The 24,655-nt window shown below is 61.7% G+C and carries 25 protein-coding genes and 1 pseudogene; 7 read left to right on the top strand and 19 right to left on the bottom strand.

What is annotated here, in order from left to right; all coding sequences use genetic code 11:
* Positions 1–263: 263 nt before the first annotated feature.
* The gene (locus AC0L30_RS27140; RefSeq protein ID WP_473405635.1) at positions 264–440 is read left to right on the top strand and encodes a hypothetical protein; all 177 of its coding nucleotides are present in this window, start codon (positions 264–266) and stop codon (positions 438–440) included.
* Between the two features lie 66 nt (positions 441–506).
* Positions 507–761, top strand: coding sequence for a hypothetical protein (locus tag AC0L30_RS27135; protein ID WP_473405634.1), 255 nt, complete (start codon positions 507–509; stop codon positions 759–761).
* Between the two features lie 189 nt (positions 762–950).
* Here the strand turns inward: AC0L30_RS27135 and AC0L30_RS27130 are convergent, their stop codons facing one another.
* The 4 genes from AC0L30_RS27130 to AC0L30_RS27115 form a co-directional block, all read right to left on the bottom strand.
* Complete coding sequence (locus AC0L30_RS27130) at positions 951–1,541, bottom strand: sll1863 family stress response protein (RefSeq protein WP_473405633.1); 591 nt, start codon at positions 1,539–1,541, stop codon at positions 951–953.
* Between the two features lie 687 nt (positions 1,542–2,228).
* The gene (locus AC0L30_RS27125) at positions 2,229–3,017 is read right to left on the bottom strand and encodes a 3-hydroxybutyrate dehydrogenase (RefSeq protein ID WP_473405632.1); all 789 of its coding nucleotides are present in this window, start codon (positions 3,015–3,017) and stop codon (positions 2,229–2,231) included.
* An 86-nt stretch (positions 3,018–3,103) separates the two neighbouring features.
* Positions 3,104–3,895, bottom strand: a complete 792-nt coding sequence (locus AC0L30_RS27120) for an acetoacetate decarboxylase (protein ID WP_354168814.1) — start codon at positions 3,893–3,895, stop codon at positions 3,104–3,106.
* A gap of 35 nt (positions 3,896–3,930) precedes the next feature.
* The gene (locus AC0L30_RS27115) at positions 3,931–5,082 is read right to left on the bottom strand and encodes a DUF3734 domain-containing protein (protein ID WP_473405631.1); all 1,152 of its coding nucleotides are present in this window, start codon (positions 5,080–5,082) and stop codon (positions 3,931–3,933) included.
* A gap of 222 nt (positions 5,083–5,304) precedes the next feature.
* Here AC0L30_RS27115 and AC0L30_RS27110 point away from each other — a divergent pair.
* Positions 5,305–5,490 (top strand): annotated as a pseudogene (locus AC0L30_RS27110) (SDR family NAD(P)-dependent oxidoreductase); the annotation flags it as partial.
* An 87-nt stretch (positions 5,491–5,577) separates the two neighbouring features.
* Here AC0L30_RS27110 and AC0L30_RS27105 read toward each other — a convergent pair.
* The 9 genes from AC0L30_RS27105 to AC0L30_RS27065 form a co-directional block, all read right to left on the bottom strand.
* Complete coding sequence (locus AC0L30_RS27105; RefSeq protein ID WP_473405630.1) at positions 5,578–7,755, bottom strand: EAL domain-containing protein; 2,178 nt, start codon at positions 7,753–7,755, stop codon at positions 5,578–5,580.
* A 77-nt stretch (positions 7,756–7,832) separates the two neighbouring features.
* On the bottom strand, positions 7,833–9,194 hold the full coding sequence (locus AC0L30_RS27100) for a protoglobin domain-containing protein (RefSeq protein WP_473405629.1): 1,362 nt from the start codon (positions 9,192–9,194) through the stop codon (positions 7,833–7,835).
* Between the two features lie 296 nt (positions 9,195–9,490).
* Entirely contained in the window at positions 9,491–10,492 is a 1,002-nt protein-coding gene (locus AC0L30_RS27095; RefSeq protein ID WP_473405628.1) for a PAS domain-containing protein, read from the bottom strand.
* 194 nt (positions 10,493–10,686) lie between these two features.
* Complete coding sequence (locus tag AC0L30_RS27090) at positions 10,687–11,184, bottom strand: hypothetical protein (protein ID WP_473405627.1); 498 nt, start codon at positions 11,182–11,184, stop codon at positions 10,687–10,689.
* 13 nt (positions 11,185–11,197) lie between these two features.
* A complete protein-coding gene (locus AC0L30_RS27085; protein ID WP_473405626.1) occupies positions 11,198–14,362 on the bottom strand; it encodes an efflux RND transporter permease subunit in 3,165 nt (1,054 codons plus the stop codon).
* Positions 14,359–15,432 carry an efflux RND transporter periplasmic adaptor subunit gene (locus tag AC0L30_RS27080; protein WP_354129328.1) on the bottom strand — a complete coding sequence of 358 codons (1,074 nt, stop codon included), beginning with the start codon at positions 15,430–15,432 and terminating at the stop codon, positions 14,359–14,361. The genes AC0L30_RS27085 and AC0L30_RS27080 overlap by 4 nt, the downstream gene beginning before the upstream one ends.
* On the bottom strand, positions 15,429–16,547 hold the full coding sequence (locus AC0L30_RS27075) for an efflux RND transporter periplasmic adaptor subunit (protein WP_473405625.1): 1,119 nt from the start codon (positions 16,545–16,547) through the stop codon (positions 15,429–15,431). The genes AC0L30_RS27080 and AC0L30_RS27075 overlap by 4 nt, the downstream gene beginning before the upstream one ends.
* Positions 16,544–16,714 (bottom strand): hypothetical protein, encoded by a 171-nt coding sequence (locus tag AC0L30_RS27070; protein WP_473405624.1) that lies wholly within the window; start codon positions 16,712–16,714, stop codon positions 16,544–16,546. The genes AC0L30_RS27075 and AC0L30_RS27070 overlap by 4 nt, the downstream gene beginning before the upstream one ends.
* Entirely contained in the window at positions 16,711–17,373 is a 663-nt protein-coding gene (locus tag AC0L30_RS27065) for a sensor histidine kinase family protein (protein ID WP_473405623.1), read from the bottom strand. The genes AC0L30_RS27070 and AC0L30_RS27065 overlap by 4 nt, the downstream gene beginning before the upstream one ends.
* Positions 17,374–17,558: 185 nt before the next feature.
* Between AC0L30_RS27065 and AC0L30_RS27060 the strand changes: the two genes are divergently transcribed.
* Positions 17,559–18,221, top strand: a complete 663-nt coding sequence (locus tag AC0L30_RS27060; protein WP_162479041.1) for a TetR/AcrR family transcriptional regulator — start codon at positions 17,559–17,561, stop codon at positions 18,219–18,221.
* Between the two features lie 19 nt (positions 18,222–18,240).
* Here AC0L30_RS27060 and AC0L30_RS27055 read toward each other — a convergent pair whose 3' ends face one another.
* Genes AC0L30_RS27055 through AC0L30_RS27045 form a run of 3 tightly spaced genes read right to left on the bottom strand, consistent with a single transcriptional unit; the run spans position 18,241 to position 19,617 of the window.
* On the bottom strand, positions 18,241–18,891 hold the full coding sequence (locus AC0L30_RS27055; protein WP_354129329.1) for a TetR/AcrR family transcriptional regulator: 651 nt from the start codon (positions 18,889–18,891) through the stop codon (positions 18,241–18,243).
* Between the two features lie 8 nt (positions 18,892–18,899).
* Entirely contained in the window at positions 18,900–19,337 is a 438-nt protein-coding gene (locus AC0L30_RS27050; protein WP_245289054.1) for a hypothetical protein, read from the bottom strand.
* A gap of 4 nt (positions 19,338–19,341) precedes the next feature.
* Entirely contained in the window at positions 19,342–19,617 is a 276-nt protein-coding gene (locus AC0L30_RS27045) for a hypothetical protein (RefSeq protein WP_473405622.1), read from the bottom strand.
* A gap of 181 nt (positions 19,618–19,798) precedes the next feature.
* On the opposite strand from AC0L30_RS27045, the gene AC0L30_RS27040 reads away from it, so the two are divergent.
* The 3 genes from AC0L30_RS27040 (at position 19,799) to AC0L30_RS27030 (ending at position 21,524) form a co-directional block, all read left to right on the top strand.
* Positions 19,799–20,053, top strand: a complete 255-nt coding sequence (locus AC0L30_RS27040; protein ID WP_183259299.1) for a hypothetical protein — start codon at positions 19,799–19,801, stop codon at positions 20,051–20,053.
* A gap of 1 nt (position 20,054) precedes the next feature.
* Positions 20,055–20,273, top strand: coding sequence for a hypothetical protein (locus AC0L30_RS27035; RefSeq protein ID WP_183259300.1), 219 nt, complete (start codon positions 20,055–20,057; stop codon positions 20,271–20,273).
* 711 nt (positions 20,274–20,984) lie between these two features.
* Positions 20,985–21,524, top strand: a complete 540-nt coding sequence (locus AC0L30_RS27030) for a PepSY domain-containing protein (RefSeq protein ID WP_473405621.1) — start codon at positions 20,985–20,987, stop codon at positions 21,522–21,524.
* Positions 21,525–22,153: 629 nt separating this feature from the next.
* On the opposite strand, the gene AC0L30_RS27025 is transcribed toward AC0L30_RS27030, so the two are convergent.
* The 3 genes from AC0L30_RS27025 to AC0L30_RS27015 are packed head-to-tail and all read right to left on the bottom strand — an operon-like array spanning position 22,154 to position 24,647.
* Positions 22,154–22,693: a 4-hydroxylaminobenzoate lyase gene (locus AC0L30_RS27025; RefSeq protein ID WP_354168840.1), complete on the bottom strand. Its 540-nt coding sequence runs from the start codon at positions 22,691–22,693 to the stop codon at positions 22,154–22,156.
* Between the two features lie 23 nt (positions 22,694–22,716).
* Complete coding sequence (locus tag AC0L30_RS27020; RefSeq protein WP_354168843.1) at positions 22,717–23,457, bottom strand: nitroreductase; 741 nt, start codon at positions 23,455–23,457, stop codon at positions 22,717–22,719.
* On the bottom strand, positions 23,433–24,647 hold the full coding sequence (locus tag AC0L30_RS27015) for an ABC transporter substrate-binding protein (RefSeq protein ID WP_473405620.1): 1,215 nt from the start codon (positions 24,645–24,647) through the stop codon (positions 23,433–23,435). The genes AC0L30_RS27020 and AC0L30_RS27015 overlap by 25 nt, the downstream gene beginning before the upstream one ends.
* Positions 24,648–24,655: the final 8 nt, after the last annotated feature.

Raw genomic sequence — 24,655 nt, 5'->3', positions numbered from 1 at the left:
CACCTCCCGCAGAACAAAAGCGGAAAGTGTAACCCATGTGTCCGGTACGAACTGTCACCTATGTCTCGGGTCGCTCACTTGAATGTGCGGACACTTTGAAAACGACTCGATTTCCACTTTAAGAACGACTCGATTTCGTTTTGAAAACGACTCGATCTCACATCCCCCTGACGCGTCTATCGAATTTCACCTCGATTTTTTCGCCGATTCTTGAGCGCGAAAAAACCGAGGGGGGTCTAATCCAGCTTTCAGAGGCATCATCCATGAACAAAGCTCTCACGAAGCATGTCTTCCATGAAGTTCATGTCGCCGACATCGCGTTCAGGGCGGCTCTCGATCAAGGTAGGGCGGTTCTTCACGTCGAAGATGCAGTCGGTCGGCAAACCCAGATCTATCTGATGGGGTCAGGATTGCCGTCGCTGTTCCATGCAGATTTCTGAACCATCAGCGGACGCGCTCTCGGTCGAGGCTGGGCGCTTTGCCACGATACCTCTAGAGAGCCCCTGATGCACCTCGGCGAGCTGAACGACAGCGAGATCGCGCGTCTGGTCCGGGAATTCGGGCTTCACGTCGATCTCTCACATGAAGTCGTCACTTTCGCGGAGTCGGCCGCCGCTCGGTCGCTGAAGCGGATAGTTGCTGAAGATCCAGACCGCGCCGGGCTCTTTCGCAAGAAGGCGAAGTGGCTGGATGGTTGGTTGAGCAAGGTACCCTCCGATGCGCCTCAGCTTTCTGTCAGCCAACATGCAGGGGCGACCTAAGCAATCGTCATCAAGCAGCAGCTAGATCCGTGGATCTGACCGTTCGACCAATTGACACAGCGTCAAGTCGACCTCGCCGACCTGCCGCTTCGACGCGTTGCGGAGAGCGCCGACCATCCGAGCCGGCCGGTGAGTGAGTGAACAGGAGGGAGGCCGCCTCGCGGCAGTCTCCCTCGAAAGGTACCAGTCTCAGGCCGCTCGTTTGAACGCCTCCTGGGCGGCCTGGTTGGCGCGATCGAAGCTGGTCCGCGTTTCGGCCAGAGCCACCATCAGGGCGGACCACGACTGCGCTCCGGCGTGGCTTAGCTTCTGGAGTTTTCCCTCCGCCTCGGCCGCCTCGGCCTTCATGCGCTTCACGGCCTCGTCTAAATCGGCCCGACGCTCTGCAGCAAACTGCTTCCCATCGCTGGCGATCTTGTCGGCCGCTTGGCGCCAGGCGTTCAGTTGGGCTGCGGCCTGAACCTCGAAAGCGGCCCGCTGCTGTTCGACCCGCTTGCTGAAGCCATCGACGTATTTCGCCACATCGGCCTCGAACGCCTTCCAATCCGATTCCAGTTTTCCCTTGGCGGCAACGAAGGCCGCTTCGTTCGCCTCGGCGTGCTTCTTCACCGTAATTCGGAACTCACTTTGCTTGGCCCGAAGGTCGGCGCGAAGTTCGTCGGCCTTGGCTCGAAGCTCCGCCTGCACCTCCCCCGCTTTGCCATCGAGAAAGGTGAGCGTGGCTTCCATTTCGTCGAGCCGCTCCTTAGCCCAGGACTGAAAGTTCGCTTGCGTGCTCATCGCTCGTCTCCATCGGTTTCACTGACGCGATCAGCGTACGCATCCTGCGCCTGCTGCACTTTGACCAGGATCAACTAGCCTCGCCGCTCCGCCATCCATCCCCGGCGCACTGGCGCGACGCGCCGGTTCGCAAACGCCGCGCCGATGCAGGGTCTGAGCGGTTTCGGAGCAAAATCCCGGACCTTGCTTCCTACCCGTTTCGCTGCGCGGTCCAATATCCCGAGCAGCGCCCGCCCGCTGCGTGGCCACTCCAGCTCCCGCGACCGGCGTCTCGCGTCAACCTCCCGGACCCTGCTGCGTATTTGTCGTGGACCGTAACCGAGGCGTGAACCGCGCCCGAACGTCCGACGTGCCCGGCAAACTTCACCAGATTGGGATGCGTGACGAATCCGTCGTTTATGTTCACGGTAAAGCTGTAGGTCGGATCACAGCTGCCGCGCTGCGTGACGAAAAGGAGATCCCAGGATCCATCGTAAGAGGTTCGGGCCTCGGCGGCCGTCGCCATGGTAAGGCACGCACAGCCGACGACACTCGCGATTAGTCGCTTGTTCATGATCTTCTCTCCACATGAGTTGTTGATGTTGGCACTAAGAGGTCGTAGGTCGGAGCACCGGCGCTTGATCAAGAGCAGGTGTTCGCGAAAATTCTTTTGCGATCAGCCTCTCGGTCTCTGACGTTTTCTGCGGGCTATGCGGCGGTCCAACCGCCGTCGACGGAAAGGTTGGCGCCGGTGATCTGGGCGGCGTCCTGGCTGCACAGGAACAGCGCCAGCGAAGCTACCTGTTCCACCGTGACGAATTCCTTCGTCGGCTGGGCCGCGAGCAGAACCTCGCTGATCACCTCATCCCTCATCATGTTGCGCGCCACCATCGTGTTCGGGATCTGCTTCTCGACCAGCGGCGTCCAGACGTATCCGGGGCTGATGCAGTTGCAGGTGATCTTGGACCGGGCGAGCTCCAGCGCCACCGTCTTGGTGAGTCCCACGATGCCGTGCTTGGCCGCGACGTAGGCCGACTTGAAGGGCGAAGCGACGATCGAATGCGCCGAGGCCGTGGTGATGATCCGGCCCCAGCCGCGCTTCTTCATGCCGGGCACCGCTGCACGGATGGCGTGGAAGGCGGACGACAGGTTGATCCCGATGATCGCATTCCACTTGTCGACCGGAAAATCCTCCACAGGGGCGACGTGCTGGACGCCCGCATTGTTCACGAGGACATCGACGCTGCCGAAGGTGCTTTCCGCCAGCGCGATGAGCTCGGCGATCTGGTCCGGGCTGTCCATGTCCGCAGCCGAATAGACCGCCTTGACGCCAAATTCCCTCTCGATCGCAGAGCGCTCGTTCTCGACATCGGCCCGCGCCCCCATTCCATTGAGCACGACGTTGGCCCCGGCGCCCGCGAAAGCACGAGCATACGCGAGACCGATGCCGCTGGTGGAGCCGGTCACGACTGCGACTTTACCTTTCAGAATACTCATTTGGCCTTTCCTTGTTTGATCCGTGAGGATGTTGCGGCTCGCAGCCGCGGTGTTTCCGGACCTACGCAGCCCGTCGAGACTTTCACTCAGGTGACCAGGGCTCTCTCGTAGCGCCCGACGGGACGTCGGCCCGGCTGCTGCAGATAGTCGTGAACGACCTTGCCCAATCCCAGCGTAAGGTCTGCACGGATGTGAACCGCGGACACGATCTCGAGCACCGGCAAATCGGACACCGGAGCGAGGGCGTGAGGCATCAAGGAGAGCGCGGCGGGTCCGGTCCACGCGCCTTTCAAGACAAGCTGCTCGAGGTGGTATTCGACGAGCTCGCAGATCCGCGGGCTGCCGTCGACGTGCGGAATGATCTTGAGCAGGAAGTTCGGCTCCTGCAGAGCGGCCTTGACCTGCGCCAGGTCGGCCTCGCGGTGCTTGTATCCCATCGTGCCGGTCGCCACCCGCAGCGGACCGTAATCGAGCGTGCCGATGAGCGTATCGAGTTCGGTCCGCAACGTCGGTTGGCCGAGCTTTTTCGGAAAGCCCCAGAGCTCCCGGCCGCCCGCGATCGGTCCCTCATCGTTCAGGAACATGCAGTGGGTGTAGCCGCCCTTGCGACCGCGGAACGACACAGGGATGACCTGGCCGCTCTCGGTATAGTCGCCGAAACCGTTGGAATCCGGCATGCGGATGAATTCGTACTTGACCAGCGCTTCGTGCTCGTCGAGTTCGAGCGGAGCCGGGACGACCGATCGCAGCTTCGCCGGATCGGTCCGATAGGTGATGATCAGGTATTCGCGGTCGACGAAACGATAAGGTCCCGGCGGATAGGCCGGATTCGTCAGCGGCATGGCGAACGCGCGCCTCACGACTTCACTCTCGCGCATTTGGATTCTCCTGTGACTGGGAAGAGCCGGCCGGCCTATTCGCGACCGTCGTGCTCGAGATCGAACGTGGAGACGCCGTCCGCACTCGTCGGGCGGGCCAGCACCTCGGGATGCCGAAGGCTGCGCAAGGCGTCGTGATAGCCGGCGCGCCAATGATCCTGCATCGACAGACGCGAAAACTCGTAGTCCTTGGAGTGGCCTTCGTAGTCCCGCGCGCGATAGATCAGGTGGACCAGGCTATGCACGTTGTTAGAGGCAGCGGTCCTGAGCAGCTTGACGTCCTCCTGATCGCGCAGGTCCTCCGGCAGCCTGCTCAAGAGAGCCGCCAGGTCTCGCTGCAACCGGTGCAGGCTCTTGAACTGGTCCGTGCTCGCCCGCGTGCGACTGGAGTATTGAATCTCCTTCTGACGAGTGATCACTTCCGCCATGTTGCCCGGGATCTGGCCGCGCGCGCTCCAGAGGTCGACCTGAAACACAAGCGTGTCCTGACGGGCGCCGCACTCGATCACCCATTGCAACGGAGTGTTGGATACGAGGCCGCCATCCCAATACTGTTCGCCATCGATTTCGACCGCTGGAAACCCCGGCGGCAGCGCTCCACTCGCCAGGATGTGCTCCGGCCGGATGGTATGGGTGGCAGTGTCGAAATAGACCATATTGCCGGTCCTCACGTTCACGGCCCCTGCGCTGAACCGCGTCAGACCGGCGTTGATGCGATCGAAATCGACCAGACGCTCCAGCGTCGTCTTCAGCGCGCGGGTGTCGTAGATGCTGGTGGCGGCAAGCGTTCCACCCGCTTGCAGCCACGGCGCGAACGGCCGCGCGGAAAAGAATCCGTTCGCCCCGAACATCGCAGCAAAGCCCGCATTCACCTGATTGAGAAAATTGCGAGTGTGATCGCCGTTCATCAGATGGGTGAACGGCGCGTCCGACGTCACCTGCGTCCAAAACTCGCGGAGCCGGTCAACCCGGGCGTTCGGCGGATTGCCGGCGATGATCGCGGCATTGATCGCCCCGATCGAAATGCCGGCGATCCAGTCCGGATGGATGTCGGCTTCGGCCAAGGCCTCGTAGACGCCTCCCTGGTAGGCCCCCAAGGCGCCGCCGCCCTGCAGTAGCAGGGCGACGCAATCGAACGGCAAACGCCGGTCGGCGATCGCGAGGTTTTGTCGAGGCTGAAAGTTCATGGTTCTTGCCCTTGATTTGCGGTTGTTCAAGCCAGCGGCTCGTCCGGCCGACCGGACCCGCACAGCTAATCGTTTAATGAAATATACGGTATAGTTTATTAAGTAGTCAAGACGATCGCGTTCACATCCGCGTGCTGCGGTTGATGTGTCCCGGCTACGGAGCCGTCGGCCACCGCGGATGTTTCATGGTCGAGATCACGCCGGCAACGATCGGCGCCTGGCGCGATCAACCTGTCCGCCGCGTTCCATGCCATCCGTGCCGCGGTGCCCGGCATGAAGAAGCGCGGCTGGGGCCGGATATCAGCACGGCTTCGGCGATTCGCGCGTCGCCTCGCCGTTCAAGTCAGCCCACGTCGCGGCCAAGCACGGATCGCTGGCCTGACCAAGAGCCTCGCGCTGGAGCTTGCATGACCTTTTTGCAGTTGCCGCCAAGCACGGCCCTATGGCAAGCAGCAGATGGCAGCTCAATTGCGCGGGTATGCAAAGATGATTTTGTCAGGAAACCTCTTTGCGGTTCCGAGCGCAACCGCTCGCGTACCGGCGGGTGAAATTGCCAAGGTCCAGGCTTTCGGGCGCGCAAGGCTTCCCCAGCAAGTAGCCCTGTAGCTGGTGGACACCTTCGTGTCTCAGGTAATCAAGCTGTTCCGGAGTCTCCACGCCTTCAGCCGTCACTTCCACGCCCAAGCCGTGCGCCAAGGACATGATCGAGGCAACGACCGCCCTGTTCGCTGACTTGGTCAGAATGTCTTTCGTGAAAGATCTGTCGATTTTGACCTTGTCGAACGGAAACGAGACGAACGAGGCCAGCGAGGCATACCCCACCCCGAAATCATCCAGCGCGATCGAGATGCCGATGCTCTTGAGCTGGCGGAACAGGAGAAGATTTTCATGTTTCTCCTGCAAGAGCATCGATTCGGTAATTTCCAGCTCGAGCCGATGCGGGGGCAGACCGGTCTCCAACAGCACGCCGAGCACGACCTCGAAGAGGGTTGCACCTCGAAACTGGGCGGCCGAAAGATTCACGGCGACCCTGACATCGTCGGGCCAAGACAAAGCATCAGTGCAGGCGCGCTTAAGTATCCAGCGGCCGAGTGGTTGCATTAGTCCTGTTTCCTCCGCGATTCCAATGAACAGGTCCGGAAACAGCAACCCATCCGTTGGATGTTGCCATCGCACAAGCGCCTCCATCCCGCGGAGGCGAAGCGACTTGGAATCGAGTATCGGCTGGTAGTGCAACTGGAATTCGTCACGCTTCAGCGCCGCACGGAGATCATTTACCAGTTGGTTACGTGACATCGCCCGTCGGCTCATGTTTTCCTCGAAGAACTGGAAGCCGTTTCTGCCCTCGGCCTTGACCGCGTAAAGCGCAAGGTCCGCCTTGTGCAGCAGCTCGGAGGGTGTAAGCCCATCGGCGGGCGCAAGCGAAATTCCGATGCTGGCACCGACCGAGATCTCTTGCGTCTGAACGGCGAAAGGCTTCGCCATGGCATCGAGCAGATCGACACCCAACATCATGGCTCTCTCACGTTGATCCGAGGCGCCCATTTGCACAATCGCAAATTCATCTCCACCCAAGCGGGCGATGAGATCGCCAGGCGAAGCAAGGCGCCCCAGGCGCTCGCTAACCTCTTTCAAAAGAACGTCGCCTGCGGCGTGGCCAAGCGTATCGTTCACGACCTTGAAACCGTCAAGGTCGAGCATGTAGACCGTCAACGTCTTTTCTTCCTGTTGCGATCGGGCGACGCGTTCCGCCAGCTCCTCCATGAGCGCGGCGCGATTGAGCAGACCGGTCAGCGCATCGTGCCGCGCAGCATAATATATCTGCGCTTCGGCCTTCTTTCTGGCCGTGACGTCGATCCGGATCGCCATGTATGCAATCGGCTTCCCTTCCGGGCCGAGTTGCGGGGTGATGACCGTGTCGACCCAGTAGAGCTCGCCACCCTTCGACCTGTTGCAGAGCTCGCCGCGCCAGACGTCGCCCCGCGCGATGCCCCGGTACATCTCGCGAAAAACCTGCCGCGAGTGCAGTCCAGATTTCAGCATGCGGTGGTTGCTTCCGAGCAATTCCGTCCGCGAGTAGCCGCTGATTTGGCAAAACCTGTCGTTTGCATAAGTGATGGTGCCGCGCAGATCTGTAATTGCGACGATGACGGCCTGGTCAAGTGCATATTGCTTTTCAAGCAATTCCTGTCGCGCCTGCTCGGCACGCATTTCGGCAATTCGGAGTTCGGTGATGTCCCTGTGCCTTTCGACCAGGCCGCCATCGGGCATCGGGTGCATCTCAACGGCGATTAAGGTGCCGCCGCGAAGCTGGTAGCTAGTGTTGAAGGGCAGGCGGTCCTTGATCGCGGCAATACACTGGGCCAAGTGATCGGCCCCCGTCACCTCGCCACTGATCCGGGCAAGCCTATTCTTCAAGATCTCGTAGACCGATAGTCCAGGTCGGGCCTGGCTTTCAGCTAAGCCATACATGTTCCGGTGATGCTCGTTGGCAATCACCAGTCGAAGCTGATTGTCGAAGATGCAGAGGCCATGAGAGCTGCTTTCGATGGCGGTGCGCAGCAGGGCCTGCCAATCCATTTCTGCGGTATAATTTTGGATCGGTTCTTCCGGGCTTGTTGGATACGCAGAGGTGGTATTGTTGGAGCGCTGGTCTGGAGATGAACTCTTCATGCTACTTGTACCTACACGTGCTTCGCACCAAGACAGTAGTTCACAATTCCCGCTTACATCGATTGCCGGCCGGAACGCTAAGCCGCGCGGATGGCCGCGAGAAATTGTTCCACTTCGGAGCGAACTGCCTCCGCCTGACCCGACAGTTCATCGGACGCCTGCAGCAGTCCGCCGGCCGTCATCTTCGTGTCGGTCGCCGCCTGACTCACGCCCGAGATGTTGCTGGACACGTCCTGCGTGCCGCGGGCGGCATCTTGGATGTTTCGCGCTATCTCGGCCGTCGCAACCCCTTGTTCCTCGACGGCCGCCGCGATTATTGTTGCGATTTCGCTCACTGAGGCGATCGTCCCTCCGATGTCCTGAATCGCCCCGACCGACTCCTTGGTTGCGCCCTGGATCGCCTGGATCTGTGCGCCAATTTCTCCCGTAGCCTTCGCAGTCTGCTCCGCAAGCGCTTTGACCTCAGAAGCAACGACTGCGAAGCCACGGCCGGCTTCGCCGGCCCGTGCAGCCTCGATCGTCGCATTGAGGGCGAGCAGATTGGTTTGTCCGGCAATCGAACTGATCAGTTCGACGACATCGCCGATCCGCTGGGCCGCTTTGGCGAGCCCCTGAATGGTCGTACCAGAGCGAGCAGCCTGCTCCACGGCAGCTTGCGCGATCCGCGTCGACTCAGAGACTTGCCGACTGATCTCCTTGATCGAGGAAGTGAGCTGCTCTGTGGAAGCCGCCACCGCCTGTACATTTGCGGACGCCTCTTCGGATGCGGCCGCGACTGCGGTCGACTGCTGAGTCGACTGCGAGGCGACCGAAGCAAGCGCGTTTGCGGCGCTCTGTAAATTCCTCGCCGATCCGCCGACCGTATCCAGCACCGTCCTTATTCTTCCATCGAAGCTCTGGATCGCGGTCGAGACCTTCTCCTGCCTCTTCTGGCGCTCGGCGAGCATGGCTTCCTGGTAGACGGAAATGGCGATTTCCATGTCGAGCATGACCGCACAATTCACGGCGGCAAGCAGTTCCGAAAGATGGCCCGTTTGCCAGCGATAGCGCCGAACGGCCAGCGCAACAAGCTTGCTCAGAACAAAGTTGTAGGCCCCGATATACCAGCGCGGCTCAAGGCCAATCTTGTTATGGACCATGCCGATCGTGCGAACGCCTTGCATATACTCGTGGTCGAAACGACCATTGAACAGTCGCGCCCAGTGCGTCCCCTGGGCTTTCTTCAATCGAGGAATGTTGTTCCCGATCAATACGGCGAGTTCGCTCTCACTGCCGACATGGTGATAGAAGCCTTCAAGGATATCCGGCAGCGCCGGCTCGGCAATCTTCCAGAATTCACGAAGCAGCTCGCCCGTTCGGCCAGTGATGCCCATAAAGCGCATCCTTGCTTCCCGATCCTGCTCTGAGTTGGTGGGAGCTAATGCAGCGGCTGAGGACATCGTATGGGCTCCTTGAAATGATCTGAGTTGCAGAAATTCAGTCAGAGCGTGCGAACAGTTGCTCGCCAGCGGTTCGACCGCGAAAATTGAGATCAACTTGAAGCGATTGCAGAACAATAGTGCGAGCCAGCTAACCTTCCGTTAGGCAAACTTGGCCGCATACCTTGGGCAGACTGCGCCATCTGGCCGCGCGCGTTGAGCAACTTTGGTGATCGACAGCCAGATTGGCTCACATGTGGTTCGGATCGAACGATACCCGGCCGAAATTGCCGAGACACAAGCGTCGAGCAACCAATTTAGCGGGGCCGAACGCCAGGTTTACCAGCCTCGGGAAAGATGAATTCGACTCCGGCTTCCGAAAGAGCGGCTTCGATTGACGCGAGTGCCGGGTCGATTTGCGGCAAAGTCGCGTCCGTCTCCTCGAGGCGCCGTATAGTCGCTCGCGTAATTCCCGCAGCGTGCGCCAGGTCCATCACAGACCATCGAACCAGTCCTCGTGCTGCTCTGATTTGCGCGCCGGTGATGCATTGACTTCCGTCTTTCGCTCGCGCCCGCTCCAGATCAACACTGATCCCAAGCCATTCCTTGATCTGGCCGCCATCATCCAGGAGAGGGAGACCTGTTGACCGCTTCCATTTGAAGCCGCCGTCGGCCCGACGAATCCGATGCACCACCTCATAGCTGCGCTTTTCCCTGCCAGCTTCCTCTTGAGCCCTTATGACCCTTTGCCTGTCATCAGGATGAACGATTTCGAGCCACCCGGACTCCAGCGAAACCGCGTTGAGGCCCCCACTCTGATCGCAATTGATGACCTGATAAATCCGGCCATCGGACTTGGCGCTCCACACCACGGCCCCGGTCGCCTTGACGAGGGCCTGATAGCGTTCGTCTGCGACCCGAAGCGTGTTCAGCTGATCCTCTCTGACAGTGATGTCCGTGCATACTCCAAGTGCCTTTTCGGAGCGGCCTTCTGAGTCGACAAAAATGATGATCTGGCAATAGATCCAGACGATATTGCCGCCCGGGCGGATGACGCGAAACTTGCGTCTGATCGTGGAGGCCTTCTTGATGATGCGCTCAACTTCGGCCTGCTGAGCTCGATCTTCCGGATGCGTCACCTGAAGTATCGCTGCGAAAGACGGAGAGAGCTTCCCTGGCTCCACGCCCAGAAGATCATAGTACCCGCGGGACCACCGCATCTCGGTACTACGCAGATTCCAGCTCCAGAACCCGCATCGCAACTCACGTTCGATAACGCCGAAAGTCCCTTCGGCCCCCTCTCGCAGGAGGTTCAACATTTCTTGCTCTTGTCTCATTGTTGGCGCGCAAAGTACCGAACTTGGGAGGCTTGTCCAGCGCCCCTGAGTGCATCGATCCGGACCGCCAATGGCCCTCGCGGTTAACCGTGCACGGTAAAGAGAGGTGCTCGGAAGCACAAATCACGTCGAAAGTTGCGACGCGAAGAACGCGCCAGAGCCGTTCCTCATTTCAGCTAGTTGCAGACGAGAGTGCGGCTGTGGCGGCTGTAGACGTAATAGCAGTCGTTATCGGAATAGTACGAGCTCGAGCCGCCATAGGCATAGCCGGCGTAAGCGCCGGCGCCATACGCCGCGCTGCGACCGTATCGGGGTCCGCCATAGCGGCCATAGCCGCCGAAACGGTTGTAGGTGATGGATGTGCCGCGAACCGCACTTGTCAGCGCCGGGCTGCGACCCGTCGCTGCGACGGCGCCCCGCGAGGCGGGTCCGGCACCAAAACGAGGCGCCGCACCGCCCAGCGCGGCGCGTGGTGCGCTGCCTGGCACGATCGGAGGACGGCCCGCGAATGCCGGGGGTCCTCCGGCTGCCAGCGGAGACGGTCCGCCGGCCGCAATCGGCGGAGGCCCCGCGATGGGCGGCGGCGGAGGGAACTGCGCGAACGCGGCGTGCGTCGACAGCGTCAATGTTGCGAGCGTCGCGGTGAGCGACAGCATCAGTGTCATTCGTTTCATGGCGTTCTCTCTCTCAGGACTGTGTTTCGAGGACCGGCGTCGGCTTGGACGCGGGAACGGATGCCGGCGTCGGCGCCTCCGGACGCCGGGTGTCGTGCGCAGGCGCGGCGGGCTCCTCCGCGGATGTTTCATGGTCGAGATCGGGCTGAATGCGGAACCAGGCCACATACAGCGCCGGCAGGAACAACAGCGTCAGCAGCGTGCCGACGATGATGCCGCCCATCATCGCGTAGGCCATCGGGCCCCAGAAGATCTCGCGCGCGATCGGAATGAGGGCGAGACTTGCGGCGGCGGCCGTCAGCAGAATCGGCCGCATGCGATGCTCGGTCGCCTCCACCACGGCGTTCCAGGCCGGGCGTCCCTCCTTCCTGAGGTCCTCGATCTGGACGATCAAGATCACGGAGTTTCGGACCAGGATGCCGATCAGGGCCAGCACGCCTAGGATAGCGACGAAGCCGAGGGGCGCTCCGCTCGGCAACAGAGCCATGACGACGCCGATCACGGCGAGCGGGGCGACCGCGAACACCAGGAACAGGCGATGGAAGCTCTGCAGCTGAATCATCAGCACCGTCGCCATGACGAACAGCATGAGCGGAACGATGGCCACGATCGGCGCCTGGCTCTTGGCGCTCTCCTCCACCGAGCCGCCGATATTCACCGAGTACCCCGCCGGCAGCTCCTTCGTGAACTCCGCCACCTTCGGCGCGAGCTGATCGACCACGGTCTTGGGCTGCGCGCTGCCGACGATGCCCGCCTTCAACGTGATGGTCGGGATCCGCGCGCGCCGCCAGATCGTCGGCTGCTCGAGCTCGTAACGCAGGTTGGCCACGGCCCCGAGGGGCACGGACTGACCACCGACGCCCGTCAACTGCAGATCGCGCAGAGTGTCGATGGACGCTCGTTCCGCCGCGGTCGCCCGTCCGGTGACATTGACCAGGTAGATGCTGTCGCGCACCTGGGTGATCGGCGTGCCTTCGAGCACCGAATTCAGGGTGGTGGCGATGTCCTCGGAGGTCACGCCGAGTTGGCGCGCCTTGTCCTGGAGAACGTCGACCTTGACGACCCGCGCCGGCTCCATCCAGTCGAACACGACGTTGCCCAAATCGGGGCTGCTCCGGACGATCCCGGCAAGCTTCTGCGAAAGATCCCGCAGCTTGCCGATGTCAGGACCGCTCAACCGGTACTGCACGGGACGCCCCACCGGAGGACCGACCTCGAGCAGCTTGACGTAGGTGTCGGTGCCGGGGAACGTCTTCTTCAGGTAGGCCTCGAATTGCGCCTTGACCTGGTCGCGCGCCTTGATGCCGCCCTTGGTCACGACCACCATCTGGCCGAACCAGGTGTTCGCCGTCTGCACGTCGAAAGACAGGACGAAACGCGGCGAGCCGGTTCCGACATAGGTCGACCAGTGATCGACCGAATGGTTGTCCTGAAGCTGTTCGCGCTCGAACCGCGCCATCTGGACGTTGGTGTCGGCGATGGAGGCGTTCTGCGGCAAGTTCCAGTCGATCACGAGCTCGGCGCGGTCCGAGGACGGAAAGAACTGCTGCTGCACGAATTGAAGACCGAACAAGGCGACGAGGAAGGCTGCGGCCGTCACCGAGATGGTCGTCCAGCGATGATGCATGCAGAATAGAAGCAGACGCGCAAACACCTGCGCCACGCGGCCCTTCTCTCCATGATGGCCCTTCATTTTGGCGGGCAGGATCGTGACGCCGAGCAGCGGCGTGAACAGCACCGCGACGATCCAGGACACGATCAGGGAGACGGCGATCACCACGAAAAGCGTGAAGGTGAACTCACCGGCATTGCTGCTGTTGAGCCCGATCGGGATGAACCCGGCCACCGTGACCAGCGTGCCCGTGAGCATCGGAAACGCAGTCGACGTATAGACGTGGGTCGCCGCCTTCTCCAGGGGTTCGCCGATCTCTAGCCGCGCCACCATCATTTCGACGGCTATCATGGCGTCGTCGACCAGCAGGCCCAGAGCGATGATCAGCGCGCCAAGCGAAATTCGCTGAAGCGAGATCCCGGCATAGGCCATCACGACGAAGGTGATGGCGAGCACCAGCGGGATCGCGACGGCGACCACCAGGCCTGCGCGCAAGCCCAGGCTGAGAAAGCTGATGCCGAGCACGATGATCACGGCCTCGAACAGCGCTTCCGTGAAGCCGGAGACGGCATGCTCGACGATGACGGGCTGATCGGCGACCTGGTGAACGCCGACGCCGATCGGCAGGTCGGCGATGATCTTGGTCATTTCCTCCTTCAGCCCCTCGCCGAAGTGAAGCAGGTTGGCGCCGGACTTCATGCCGATGGCCAGCGCGATCGCGGGCTCGCCGCTGTACCTGAACAGGGTGCTGGGCGGATCGGCGTAGCCTCGCGTGATGGTTGCGACGTCGGTCAAGGGAAAGAAGCGGTCGTTGATGCGGAGGTTGACCGCCTTCAGGCTTGCCTCCGAGGTGAACTGGCCGTTCACCCGGACGCTGATCCGCTCCGGCCCTTCCTGGAACACACCGGAGGGCGCGACTGCATTCTGTCCCTGCAGCGAGGCCATGATGGCGTGGACGTCGAGGCCAAGGGCCGCAATCTTCCGGGTCGAGAATTCGAGATAGATCACCTCGTCCTGCGCACCGAGAATGTCGACCTTGCCGACGTCCGGCACAGTCAGCACCTTGGCGCGGATGTCTTCGACGTGATCGCGCAGCTGACGCTGGCTCAAGCCGTCGCTGGTGAACGCATAGATGTTGCCGAACACGTCGCCGAAGCGGTCGTTGAAGCCCGGCCCGATCACCCCTTGCGGAAACTCGCCCTTGATGTCCGCGATCATGTTGCGGACCCGGATCCAGGTCGGCTTCACGTCGGCGGCCTTGGTGGTGTCACGCAGATAGACGAAGACGGTGGTCTGGCCGGCGACGGTGACGCTCTTGGTGTAGTCGAGCGATTCCAGCTCCTCGAGCTTCTTCTCGATCCTGTCGGTGACCTGCCGGGTCATTTTCGCGGGCGAGGCGCCCGGCCACTGCGCCTGGATCACCATGGTTTTGATGGTGAAGTCGGGATCTTCCTGCCGGCCCAGCTGAAGGTAGGCAAACAATCCCGCCGCCATGAAGGCGATCATGAAATACCAGACGAGCGAACGATGACTGAGCGCCCAGTCGGAGAGGTTGAACGACTTCATGGCTTCTGATCCTGTTCGATGCGGACTTGCTGTCCTTGCTTGAGGCTGTGGATTCCGGCGGTGACAACGCGGGCGCCGGAGGCAAGACCGCCGATGACGCGGAGACCCGCGGGATCGGCAACGACATCGACCTTTTGCAGCGAGGCGGTGTTGGCGGTCTGGTCGACGACCCAGACGAAATTTGCGCCCTCTTTGGCGAGCAGCGCCGAGGCAGGAACGTGCAGGGCCCGGGGTTGAGCCCTGTCGAGTCTGGCGGTCACGGTCGCGCCAAGCCGAAAGCTGTCGGGGGGACTGTCGAGGGCAATCCGGACGCGCCGCAATCGGGTGACCGCATCGGCTTGGGGCGCAATCTCCCGGACGGTCCCCTGCACCTGAACAGCCGGTAGAAGCTGTAGGGAGACCGTGAACGGCAGCCCGATCTCCAGCGGCAGCGGAAAGTCCTCGCCGATATCGACGACGGCTTCGCGAACGTCCGGCCTCGCGATCGTCACCACCGTTTGACCAGGGGACACCACCTGGCCGACTTCTGCGCCGATCGCTGTGACCACGCCGGCGAAGTCGGCCTTGATCTGCGAATATCCGAGCTGCTCCATCGCCTTGGTCAGATTTGCCTGTTCGCGCGCTACCGTTGCTTCGCCGCCGGCGCGCGCCTGCTCGGCATTGTCCAGAGTCTGCTTCGTGGTGGCGTCGGTGGTGATGAGCGTCCGCTGCCGTTCCTCCGTCGCTCGAACCGTGGCGAACTGCGCCTCGGCCTTGGCAAGCTGTCCTTTGGCGGCGCGAACGGCGAGTTCGAGGGCCGTCGCGTCGATGGTGCCGATCGTCTGTCCCTCATTGACGAGATCACCGACGTAGACGGGACGGCTCGTCAGGCGTCCCAGCACGCGGAACCCGAGATTGGTCTTGTAGCGCGGCTCGATGACGCCCACTGCGACGGTATCGGCGGAATGATCGGCTTCGAGGAGCATTGATTGGACGGGACGCGTGGGCTCAGGCGCCTTCGCTTCCTGCTGACATCCGGCAAGCGCAAGCGCGCATGCCAGCGCGCCCGCCATAGTCACGGGGCTCGTCATGAGTGATCTCCTTCGTAAGTCACGGACTGGCCGACGCTCAGGAGCTTGCCACCGTCCACCACCACTCGCTCGCCCGGCTCGAGACCCGCCTTGATCAACACTTCGCCGGCTTCGTACCCACCGACGATCACCGGCTTCAGGGAGGCGATCCGCGTCGCCGGATCGACGATCCAGACCGCGGGTCTGTTGCCCGCCGCCATCAAGGCGCTCCATGGCAGGGCGACCTGCCGCTCAGCCTTCACTTTCACCGTTCCCGCGACGGCGCTTCCAAGCGTCATCGTGGGGGGCGGAGCCTTGATCGCCACCTTCACCCGAATGGTCGAACTCCTCGGATCGACGGCCGGAGAGATCTCTCGAACCTCGCCGTTCGCGGTCACGCCCGAGTCGGCCACCAGCCTCAACGAAACGTCGCCGCCGTCGGCATTTCCAAGAAACATCGACTCGTACACATCGAAGACCGCGTCCCGTTCGCCGTCTTGCGCCAGCGAAAAGACCGGCTGCGCCGCCTGTACGACTTGACCGGTTTCGAGGTTGCGGGCGGTGACGACGCCGTCTGCCTCGGCCCGCAGCGCGGTGTAGCCGAGGGCGTCTTTCGACGTCCCCAGCAACGCTCGCGCCGATTCAAGCGCACCTTCAGCGGTTCGCAATCCTTCCTGCGCCTGGTCGTAGGCCGTGCGCGTGGTGAAGCCGCTTGCGATCAGCGACTTCTGGCGCTCGAAAGTCGTCTTCGCCACACGGAGCTGGGCTTCGGCGGCCAGCACCGCGGCCGTCGTGGCATCGACATCGGCCTCCTGCTCGGCGGGATCGAGCAACGCCAGCACTTCGCCCGCCTCGACGTGGGTCCCCACTTCGACGAAGCGCGCGATCACACGTCCGCTGACACGGAACGACAGATCGGCGCGGAAGCGAGGCTGGACCTCACCGGTCAAGGTGATCGAGGCTTGCCGATCCTTCGGCTGCACGATTTCCGTGCGCACGAAGGCGGCGCGGGCAGCGGGAGCGGCCGCGTGATCGTCGCAGCCTGCGAGCGCGGCGGCGACGAGCGCGAGTGTCAGTCCGCCGACGGGCCTCATCAAGCGCTTGTCACGGACGAATTTGGGACAGGGAGGTTTCATAGCGCGACCATGCGGTTGGGGGATGAGAACAGCTGACCCAAGGCATCGGACGGTTTCGGATCCGGCTTGGCTGCAACGGGATGATTGGCCTGGTGCGAGACGGCAGCAGGCGGAGGAAGAGCCGCGGTGTCGGCCGACTTGGCCTTGACGGACCGCGTCAACCTCATGCCCGCGTCGCCATCCCCCAATTCGTCTGCCGCTCTCGCTCGGTCAGCGGAAACGAGAGAACGACCGACGTGAACTCGCTGCCGAAACCCTGCTCGATCCGACCGCCCAGGCTCCTCGCCAGGTCGTTGTCGGTCCGAACCCGCCGTCCGGCATCCGACCGCGCCGAACGCGAGCCGTTGTCCAGCACGACGCAGTTCACCAGTGCGCCGCGACGGGTCAGCTTGACCTTGATCTCACCGGCACGCGCATCGAAACAGGCGTGTTTGGCGGCCGTCGCGATCAGGTCATGGACGATCAGACCCAGCCGCCAGCACCGCTCCGACTGAAGGGGGACGCACTCGGTGTCGAAGATCAGCTGGATGTTCATGCCGTCCAGTCGGGACCGGCGCATCGCGCAGCCCAACGTACGGACGTGCGCTGCGGCATCGACGAGGGCTTCGCCCTGAGGCCGCGCGAGCATCAGATGCACTTCGGCATGTCCGTGCAGCAGGGAGGCCACATCGTTCAAGGCGGCCTTCGCTTCGGCCCCTTCGGCCCGGACGATCGCAGCCGAGACCAGATCGAGCGCCGAGGCGACGCCGTCCGCGACCCTGTGATGCGACTCCCGCAACAGGACGCCTTCCGGCAGACGATGCGAATCTTGGCTCAAAACCGGCACTGCGTTCTCCTGAAGTGGGATCGGATGATCGGCCTCAGCGCGAAGGCTCTTGCGGCCCCGATCACCCGAAGGCGCTGCAAAGCGTTAATCAAACTATACCGTATATTTTCTTTTTCTTGCCTTTCAGTGCCGCCTATGTCAAGTGGCTTCTGCGTACGCACAGACTCGTGATTGGGAGACCGTCGATGACGAAGAAGACCACCCCGAAACGGGGCCGGCCGGCGAAGGAATTCGCCGGCGACGTCCAGGCCCGGATCCTCGATGCGGCCCAGCAGCTTTTTCTCGACAAGGGCTACCGCAGCGCCAGCATCGACGACATTTCCGAACTGGCCCCTGCGAGCAAGCCGACGATCTACGCGCATTTCCAGGGCAAGGAGGCGCTGTTCGCGGCGGTGGTGGCCCGGACCATCAGCGGCCTGTCCGATTTCGAAGGCTTCGAGCCGGAGGGCCGCACCCTGCAGGACAAGCTCATGAGCCTGGGCACCGCGATCGTGGAGAAGGTAATCGAAGAATCTCTGGGGATGGTTCGCGCCACCATCGCGGAAGCGCAGCGTTTCCCGGAGTTGAGCCGCAACGTCCACGACGCCGCGCGGGATCGTTCCGTCGGCGCCATTTCTCAACTGCTGAACGAGACGACCCAGAAGGTCGCACGCGCACCGAAAGGTCCCTTCACGGGCAAGCGCAGCATCGCCACCGCTCAGATCTTCCTGGATCTGATCCTGCTCCCGATGCTTTTCCGTTCACTGGTGGGAGAAACGCCGAAAGACTTGCGACGGGAGTTGCCGTCTTTCGTGCGGGAACGCGTCCGGTTCTTCCTCTCGGCGTGCGAGGCGGATTGGACGCCTTGAACCGCACCTTCGCCAGCCGCTAGGCGCGGCACGTCGCGCGGTAGTGCAGCGGCTGGCTGGCGACCTGCGCCGGCGTGGCGCTGCGGAGCGCGCCCGAGCAGAAGCTCATCATCTCGTCGAAGGCCGCCCTGCCGGCCATCGTTCTCATGCGCGACGGATCGAGGTATGCACCCATTGCCTCACACGTGCAGCGGGCCAGCGCCGTCGGGCTCCCTGCCCGAAACTCGCCACTCGCCTGCCCGGCCGCGATGATCGACCGGACCAGGCCGCGGACCGTGTCGGCATGGGACAACACGACCGGCCAATCCGCTTGTTCTGCTGCAATCACCAGCTCGTGCAGCCTCGCATCGTGCGCCAGCCTATGTTCATGCCGCTGGCAGATCGCCCAAAAAGCGGCCTCCAGGCGCTCTTCGCCCGAGACATTACTGCGGGCCTCGATTCCCGCATCGGCGCACATCTCGCCGAGGAGTCCTGCCACCACGGCCTCCTCTACCGCCTGGCGGGAAGGAAAGAACCGATAGATATTTGCCGGGGACATGGAGGCGCTGCGGGCGATGTCCGCAACGGTCGTCTTCCGATAGCCGATGGCCCGGTACAGTCGAATGGCGGCCTGCACGATTCTTTCGCGAGGGCACGGCGATCCGCCCGGGGATGCCTGGGTCTTGTTCATCTTCGGGCTCAATGCGGCGGAATTGCCTGCACCTCGCGCCGGCAAGCCTCGCCGAATTCACGCAGCGGATCCATCTCTTCGAGGAAGCCCGGCAGGTCGACGAACGAGGTGTTCGGTGCCAGGTAGGTCTCGATGATCAGCCGTCCCGCCCGCTCTGCGGCATGGACCACCTCGTCGTCGGACAGTATCCGCATACGTCCGATCAGCGCATACAAATTCACCAGTGCCGGAATCTCCGATTTGTCGCTGGTCAGCGCGTCCGCATAGAGCCGGGACGCCTCCTCGATGAAGCATCGATACAGCTTTTCACGTTTGACGAACGCGTGAGCATGATGGCGTTCGCGTACCCTCCGACGGCGGGTCGCCCACCCCGTCACGATCGTGGAAATCGCTCCGAAGGCCGAGCCTCCGAACGCGGCGAAAGCGGGGAAATAGATCGTGTTCATGCGATCACTCCTCATCTTTTGCGCCGCGATGCCGACGCGCTTCCATCGTTCTGATCGAGGCTGCGGCGGCGGCTGCCTGGTCGAAGACGGCTCCGCAAGCTTCGCTCAGGTCCGACCTTCTTTGCCGGAGACAGGCTTCCACACCGGTGGGGTCGGGAATGTAGCCGATGCACAGGCGAAACGCGTCAGGCGCGCAGGCGGCCCTCTGCTCGGCCGTGCCGCGGTCCTCCTGCGCGAACGCCGCACTGGCCACTGAAATTAACGTCGCACCGACGAGCACCGCTCGCTTCCTAAACATATCCGATCCCTTTCACCGGTTGAGTCATTCGACCGCGCATCGCAGGACCCGAAGCCCCGCGGCCGAGCAGCGCGAACACGCGCTTGTGAGTCTCTGCACTTGACACTTTCGCGCCCCATGCGGTATGCGAAATATACGGTATAGTTTATTTAATGGTGGAACGATGTCAAGCCTGCTGTTGACGCTCGCAAGGGAAAATCCCTGGCCCGGAATTGCACTCGCATCTCTCAACTTCATGGTGGCCTTGTCGCTCGTGGGCATGAGCCTGCTGCTGACGGTGACCATCGGGGCACTCGCCTGGCTTCACGAGCTTGCCGACCGGGAGCCCGCGCCGCTGCGATGTGGCGAGCCGACCGGGCTCCGGATGCCTTCGACGACGCTCGGTTGCACCCCACGACAATCCTGGCGGAAATTCTGACATGCTCGGCGTGATCGAAGTCTTCGACGTCATGCACCCGGATCCGGCCACCGGCCATCCAGTGTGGACCGGCCTCACGGGCACGCGCACAGCCCTCAAGCGGGACGGGCACGAGATCGATCCGAAAGCCATGGCCTATTGCCCGGTCGAATGGATCGACGAGCGCGGGTATCTCGATGCCCAGCTCGCGCGCCGGCATCCGCGACCCTGGGGCATCTGACAATGAGAAGGTCTCGTGCCATGTCCAGGATCGAGCTGCCATGAGCAGGCAATCCATGCTGTCACGAAGTGCGAGCGGCCTCGTCGAACCGGAGCTACCCCTGCGGGGCTATTTTCTCTGGGTTGGAGGCGCGCTGCTCTTGCTGCTTCTGGCAGCCGGTTGGACGCTGCCTGCTCCTGCGCCGAGTCCACTCACGGACTCGCGTTCTGCGCTGCCGCCGATCCGGATCCGCTCCGACACCAAGGCACCGGAGGCGGTCGTCATCGATACCAGCGGGTTCGAACTGCACGCGAGGGCTGCCGAGCATGACATCGCTGCCGAAGCTCCATCCCGGCTGCCCGAAACTCACCTCGAAAGTAGCGACGAAACTCCGAGGCAGCCGACTGATCTGCGCCTTCGGCAAAGCCTGGCGCAATCGGAGCCGGACGTTCACGACCACGCAGGCCAAACCGCCAGTCGAGAGGAGATCGGAGCGCGAGAGCGCAAACTCGCTCGAGCGCATCCCGTAAAGCGGCGGCACGCTCCGCATTCTGCTTTCGCAAACGGCCTTGGTGCTTGCGGTTCATCGATCCGCGAGCGCCGTCATTGCCGGTATGCGTGGGCGCCGAACTAATCCCGGCCATGAATGAAAACCATAGGACTTATCCGATGCCAAAAATACAGTTGCTTGCCCTCCTGTTTTGCTCCGCCGTCGCGACCGGGACGGGAGCGATGGCCGACATCACTCGGGCTCCTTCCGACGCTGCACGGCAAAGCGCCGCCGCGCTGGACGATGTCGATGAAGCCACCATGCGCCATGTGCTCGAGCAGTTCCGTGCCACCCGCGTGCCGCTGGATCAGGCGATGACGATCGCCGAGCGCCTGCACGACGGCTCAAGAACCGCTGACGTCAACTTCGAGATATCCGGTCCACCCGTCTACCGCGTGCGCACGGTCAAGAACGAGCATATCTACGAGAACGTGATAGATGCGAGCACCGGGAGCGTGTCGCAGCGCGAGGTTGCGTCGTCATTGAAGGAGCTCGATCGAGAAGACCTCGCCAACGTCGTCGCCCTGAAATGGATCAAGCAGGAGCTGTCGGATGCGGTGCGGGTCGCGGAGAAAGCGGCGGAGGGAAAAGCGCTCGCTGGCGGACTGATGAAGCAGGACGGCAAGCTCAATTTCGTTGTCGTCGTCGCTGCCGGCGACCGCTTGAAGGAAGTGCTGCTCGAGCCGCCCAAGGTCGGGCGTCGCGAGTCGACGCACCGCTAGGCCGCTGCAGCGGTGGTATGCACCGCCATCGACAGTGCATCTCCGCGCCGGGGCCGGTGCGAGTGCCGAGGTGCGTGGCCTGCGTCCCCTCAAAGCGGCCGGCTCGCACAGAAAAAAGGTGTCGATTCCCGCAGCGTACTGAATAGCTTACGCGATCGAGTCGTTTTCAAAGCGAAAACCGGGGGGATCGAGTCGTTCTTAAAGTCAAAACCGAGTCGTTTTCAAAATGTGGGGTCGTGGAATATCAAAGGGATAGCCGAGTCGTTTTCAAAGTGGCCCCACACAGTGACCTGTCGATTACGCCGTCAGAAATTCCAACGGGATCAGGAACGATCTCGACGCAAATAACCAAGTCATCTCAATGGCACCTACGACAAGCGGGCCGTGCGTGACGGTGCGCTTGCAGGTTTGCTCACCCGATCGCCAGCAACGAAAACTGCTGCCGACTGAACAACTGTCTGCCAATTCCTGCGTTGGGTTCTCCGTCAGTGCGGGGCGAAGCTTTCCTCGGTACTTTCGCGCGGGTAGACGAATGTCATGTTTCTCACTTGGGTTGTCATTATTAAAATTTCAGGGTAGCCCGGCTACAGGTCACCTCAAGCAATCTGCAAACCAGCGGCCGGCAACAATTACTTCGGCGCTTCGAAATCGTACGAGATGCGGCCCGCCGGCAGGTAGAACAGGGCAATCACGGCTCCCCCTCTTACCTCGGGATAATGCCGGCTTCCAGGATCCGGCGCGGTCCAACCCGGTCCTTGCCAGCCCTGCAAGCCTTTGAGCTCTGCGCCCTCATCGATCGGAATGACTACATTCAGCTCTCCATAGGGGTGGCCATGATACTGGCCGCGCAGTACGTCGTCGTCGTGCTCGTCCTTGAATCGTTTAGGGTCCTTGCTGTCCATGTAGACGGCCGTGATGCTGAAATGGAAGCTCTCAGGCGATGGCTCCAGTATCCTGCTGCGCCGGTAGTTGGGTCCATCCACTTCCTGATTGGCAGCCCACCCCTCCTTCACGCCGAGCTTTATCAGCCTGGCGAGGTCCTTATAGAGCTCGCTGTTTTCACCGTACTTCTTGTTCAGCCACTTCTCCATGTCTGCGCCCGGGGTCATGTCCTTGACCTCCTGAAGAAATGGAATACTGCGTTGAATTAAGTCTTCCCGGTGTCCCATCGATCCTATCCTTTCGCTCGTGGTCAGTCTTCGAAGCCGATAAACCTTGTGAATTCGCTCACAGCGGCTCTTGGCATCAATCTGCCTGAACTCACCAACTCCTCTTCCGCAAAGCCGATTGAAACGCCGCAGACGACCATTTGCTCGGCAGGGATCGGAAGAAATTCCCTAAGCACAATGTGATACTTCGAGAACGTCTCTTGCGGGCAAGACTGAAGGCCCCGTGCGCCCGCTGCGATCATTACATTTTGGACGAACATTCCCAGGTCGAGCCAACTTCCGACTTGCAGCCGCCTATCGATGGTGACGATCAGCCCAACCGGTGCGCCGAAGAACCCATAGTTCTTCGAGGTTTGACCTGCACGAGCCACCAAGTCCGCCTGCTCGATTCCGAGCGATCCATAGAAGAGACGACCAAACTGATTGCGCCGCGACAGATAAGGCTCAGGCAGCTCCGTGGCGTAGTACTGGTACTCGGACTTATGTTGATCCCTGGCATTCTCGTGGGCTTCAAGTAGCGCCCGCGAGATCTCTTCCTTCTTGTTCCCACCGAGGACGTAAACATTCCAAGGTTGGATATTGGCTCCGCTCGGCGCGAATCTGGCGACGTTGAGAATGTCTTCGATCGTCTGCTTTGGGACCGCTCGGCTCGTAAAGGACCGATTGGCGAAGCGACCCGTTATGATCCTGTCGACAGGCTCCCGCCCTTCGCTGCCGCGCTGCGGGGAGGCCTTGGCGACTACTTCTTGCTTACCAGAGGACATCCACCCTCCTCCTGAGGTTTGAAAGCTTCATTGCCCGGTATTGTTGCCAGAAGCTGATAATAGTCGAACCTGTACTTGGATTCCTCGGGCTTCTTAACCCTGAAGAGATACATGTCTCTGACCAGGCGGCCATCCTCTCGGATCTTGCCGTTCTTGGTCATGAAATCGTTGACGGGAGTCTCGCGCATTTTCGAAGCAATCGTCGGACCGTCAACCGAACTAACGGCCGCCACTGCCTTGAGGTAATGCATAACGGCGCCGTAGGTACCGGCATGAATCATCGTCGGAACTTTGTTGGTCTTGTCGATGAAGCGCTTCGACCAGGCGCGCGTATCGTCATTGAGATCCCAATAGAACGCCGAGCTCAGTATCAACCCCTGGGCACTCGGCAACCCGAGACTGTTGATGTCTGCGATGAACACTAGAAGACCCACCAGCTTCTGAGTCCTAGTCACACCGAATTCACCGGCCTGCTTGACGACGTTGATGAAGTCGCCACCCGCATCGGCCAGCGCGATCGCTTCAGCCTTCGACGATTGAGCCTGCAAGAGGAAGGACGAAAAATCCGGCGTATTAATCGGATGCTTCACAGAGCCGACGACCTTGCCCCCCTCCGCATCGATGACCTTGCGACTGTCGGCCTCAAGTTGCGCGCCCAACGAGTAATCGGCCGACAGAAAAAACCACGGCTTCACACCTAGCTTGGAGACCGCCTTGGTGGTTCCTTGCGAAAGCGCATAGGTGTCGTAGGTCCAATGGATCCCGGTTTGCGAGCATTCATCCCCGGTCAAACGCGAGGTGGCTGCGCCGGTAGCGAGAAACAGTTTCTTCTTCTCACGGGTGATACCCTGGACCGCGAGCGCAACGGCCGAATTAGGCACATCCAATATTGCTTCAATATTTTCATTTTCAATCCAGCGGCGCGCGATCACGCCGCCGACGTCGGCCTTGTTCTGGTGGTCCGCGGCAATGAGTTCGATCTTCCTGCCGAGAACGCTACCACCGAAATCATCGATCGCCATCTGAGCCGCTACGGCGGAGCCAGGGCCTCCATTATCCGCGTAGAGCGACGACATGTCCGTCAACACGCCGAGCTTCAAGGGACCTGTCGCCTGAGCGTTCGCCCGATTCAAACCGACAACCGCCACGAGGCACAAAATCGTCGCCCCTAGTCGCTTTCCGCCAACCATGATTCCCT

Source organism: Bradyrhizobium sp. MI1.11 (assembly GCF_055811255.1).
The sequence above is the reverse complement of the archived record's forward strand: the minus strand, read 5'-3'. Positions and strand labels throughout refer to the sequence as shown.

Bases quoted from the DNA above. Each gene is read 5' to 3' on its own strand.
- AC0L30_RS27125 (WP_473405632.1), bottom strand. From the start codon at position 3,017: ATGAGTATTCTGAAAGGTAAAGTCGCAGTCGTGACCGGCTCCACCAGC.
- AC0L30_RS27050 (WP_245289054.1), bottom strand. From the start codon at position 19,337: ATGAACACGATCTATTTCCCCGCTTTCGCCGCGTTCGGAGGCTCGGCC.
- AC0L30_RS27115 (WP_473405631.1), bottom strand. From the start codon at position 5,082: ATGAACTTTCAGCCTCGACAAAACCTCGCGATCGCCGACCGGCGTTTG.
- AC0L30_RS27075 (WP_473405625.1), bottom strand. From the start codon at position 16,547: ATGAAACCTCCCTGTCCCAAATTCGTCCGTGACAAGCGCTTGATGAGG.
- AC0L30_RS27085 (WP_473405626.1), bottom strand. From the start codon at position 14,362: ATGAAGTCGTTCAACCTCTCCGACTGGGCGCTCAGTCATCGTTCGCTC.
- AC0L30_RS27040 (WP_183259299.1), top strand. From the start codon at position 19,799: ATGTCAAGCCTGCTGTTGACGCTCGCAAGGGAAAATCCCTGGCCCGGA.
- AC0L30_RS27055 (WP_354129329.1), bottom strand. From the start codon at position 18,891: ATGAACAAGACCCAGGCATCCCCGGGCGGATCGCCGTGCCCTCGCGAA.
- AC0L30_RS27015 (WP_473405620.1), bottom strand. From the start codon at position 24,647: ATGGTTGGCGGAAAGCGACTAGGGGCGACGATTTTGTGCCTCGTGGCG.
- AC0L30_RS27070 (WP_473405624.1), bottom strand. From the start codon at position 16,714: ATGAGGTTGACGCGGTCCGTCAAGGCCAAGTCGGCCGACACCGCGGCT.
- AC0L30_RS27025 (WP_354168840.1), bottom strand. From the start codon at position 22,693: ATGGGACACCGGGAAGACTTAATTCAACGCAGTATTCCATTTCTTCAG.
- AC0L30_RS27030 (WP_473405621.1), top strand. From the start codon at position 20,985: ATGGCCGACATCACTCGGGCTCCTTCCGACGCTGCACGGCAAAGCGCC.
- AC0L30_RS27105 (WP_473405630.1), bottom strand. From the start codon at position 7,755: ATGAAGAGTTCATCTCCAGACCAGCGCTCCAACAATACCACCTCTGCG.
- AC0L30_RS27130 (WP_473405633.1), bottom strand. From the start codon at position 1,541: ATGAGCACGCAAGCGAACTTTCAGTCCTGGGCTAAGGAGCGGCTCGAC.
- AC0L30_RS27140 (WP_473405635.1), top strand. From the start codon at position 264: ATGAACAAAGCTCTCACGAAGCATGTCTTCCATGAAGTTCATGTCGCC.
- AC0L30_RS27095 (WP_473405628.1), bottom strand. From the start codon at position 10,492: ATGTTGAACCTCCTGCGAGAGGGGGCCGAAGGGACTTTCGGCGTTATC.
- AC0L30_RS27080 (WP_354129328.1), bottom strand. From the start codon at position 15,432: ATGACGAGCCCCGTGACTATGGCGGGCGCGCTGGCATGCGCGCTTGCG.
- AC0L30_RS27090 (WP_473405627.1), bottom strand. From the start codon at position 11,184: ATGAAACGAATGACACTGATGCTGTCGCTCACCGCGACGCTCGCAACA.
- AC0L30_RS27120 (WP_354168814.1), bottom strand. From the start codon at position 3,895: ATGCGCGAGAGTGAAGTCGTGAGGCGCGCGTTCGCCATGCCGCTGACG.
- AC0L30_RS27135 (WP_473405634.1), top strand. From the start codon at position 507: ATGCACCTCGGCGAGCTGAACGACAGCGAGATCGCGCGTCTGGTCCGG.
- AC0L30_RS27020 (WP_354168843.1), bottom strand. From the start codon at position 23,457: ATGTCCTCTGGTAAGCAAGAAGTAGTCGCCAAGGCCTCCCCGCAGCGC.
- AC0L30_RS27100 (WP_473405629.1), bottom strand. From the start codon at position 9,194: ATGTCCTCAGCCGCTGCATTAGCTCCCACCAACTCAGAGCAGGATCGG.
- AC0L30_RS27035 (WP_183259300.1), top strand. From the start codon at position 20,055: ATGCTCGGCGTGATCGAAGTCTTCGACGTCATGCACCCGGATCCGGCC.
- AC0L30_RS27060 (WP_162479041.1), top strand. From the start codon at position 17,559: ATGACGAAGAAGACCACCCCGAAACGGGGCCGGCCGGCGAAGGAATTC.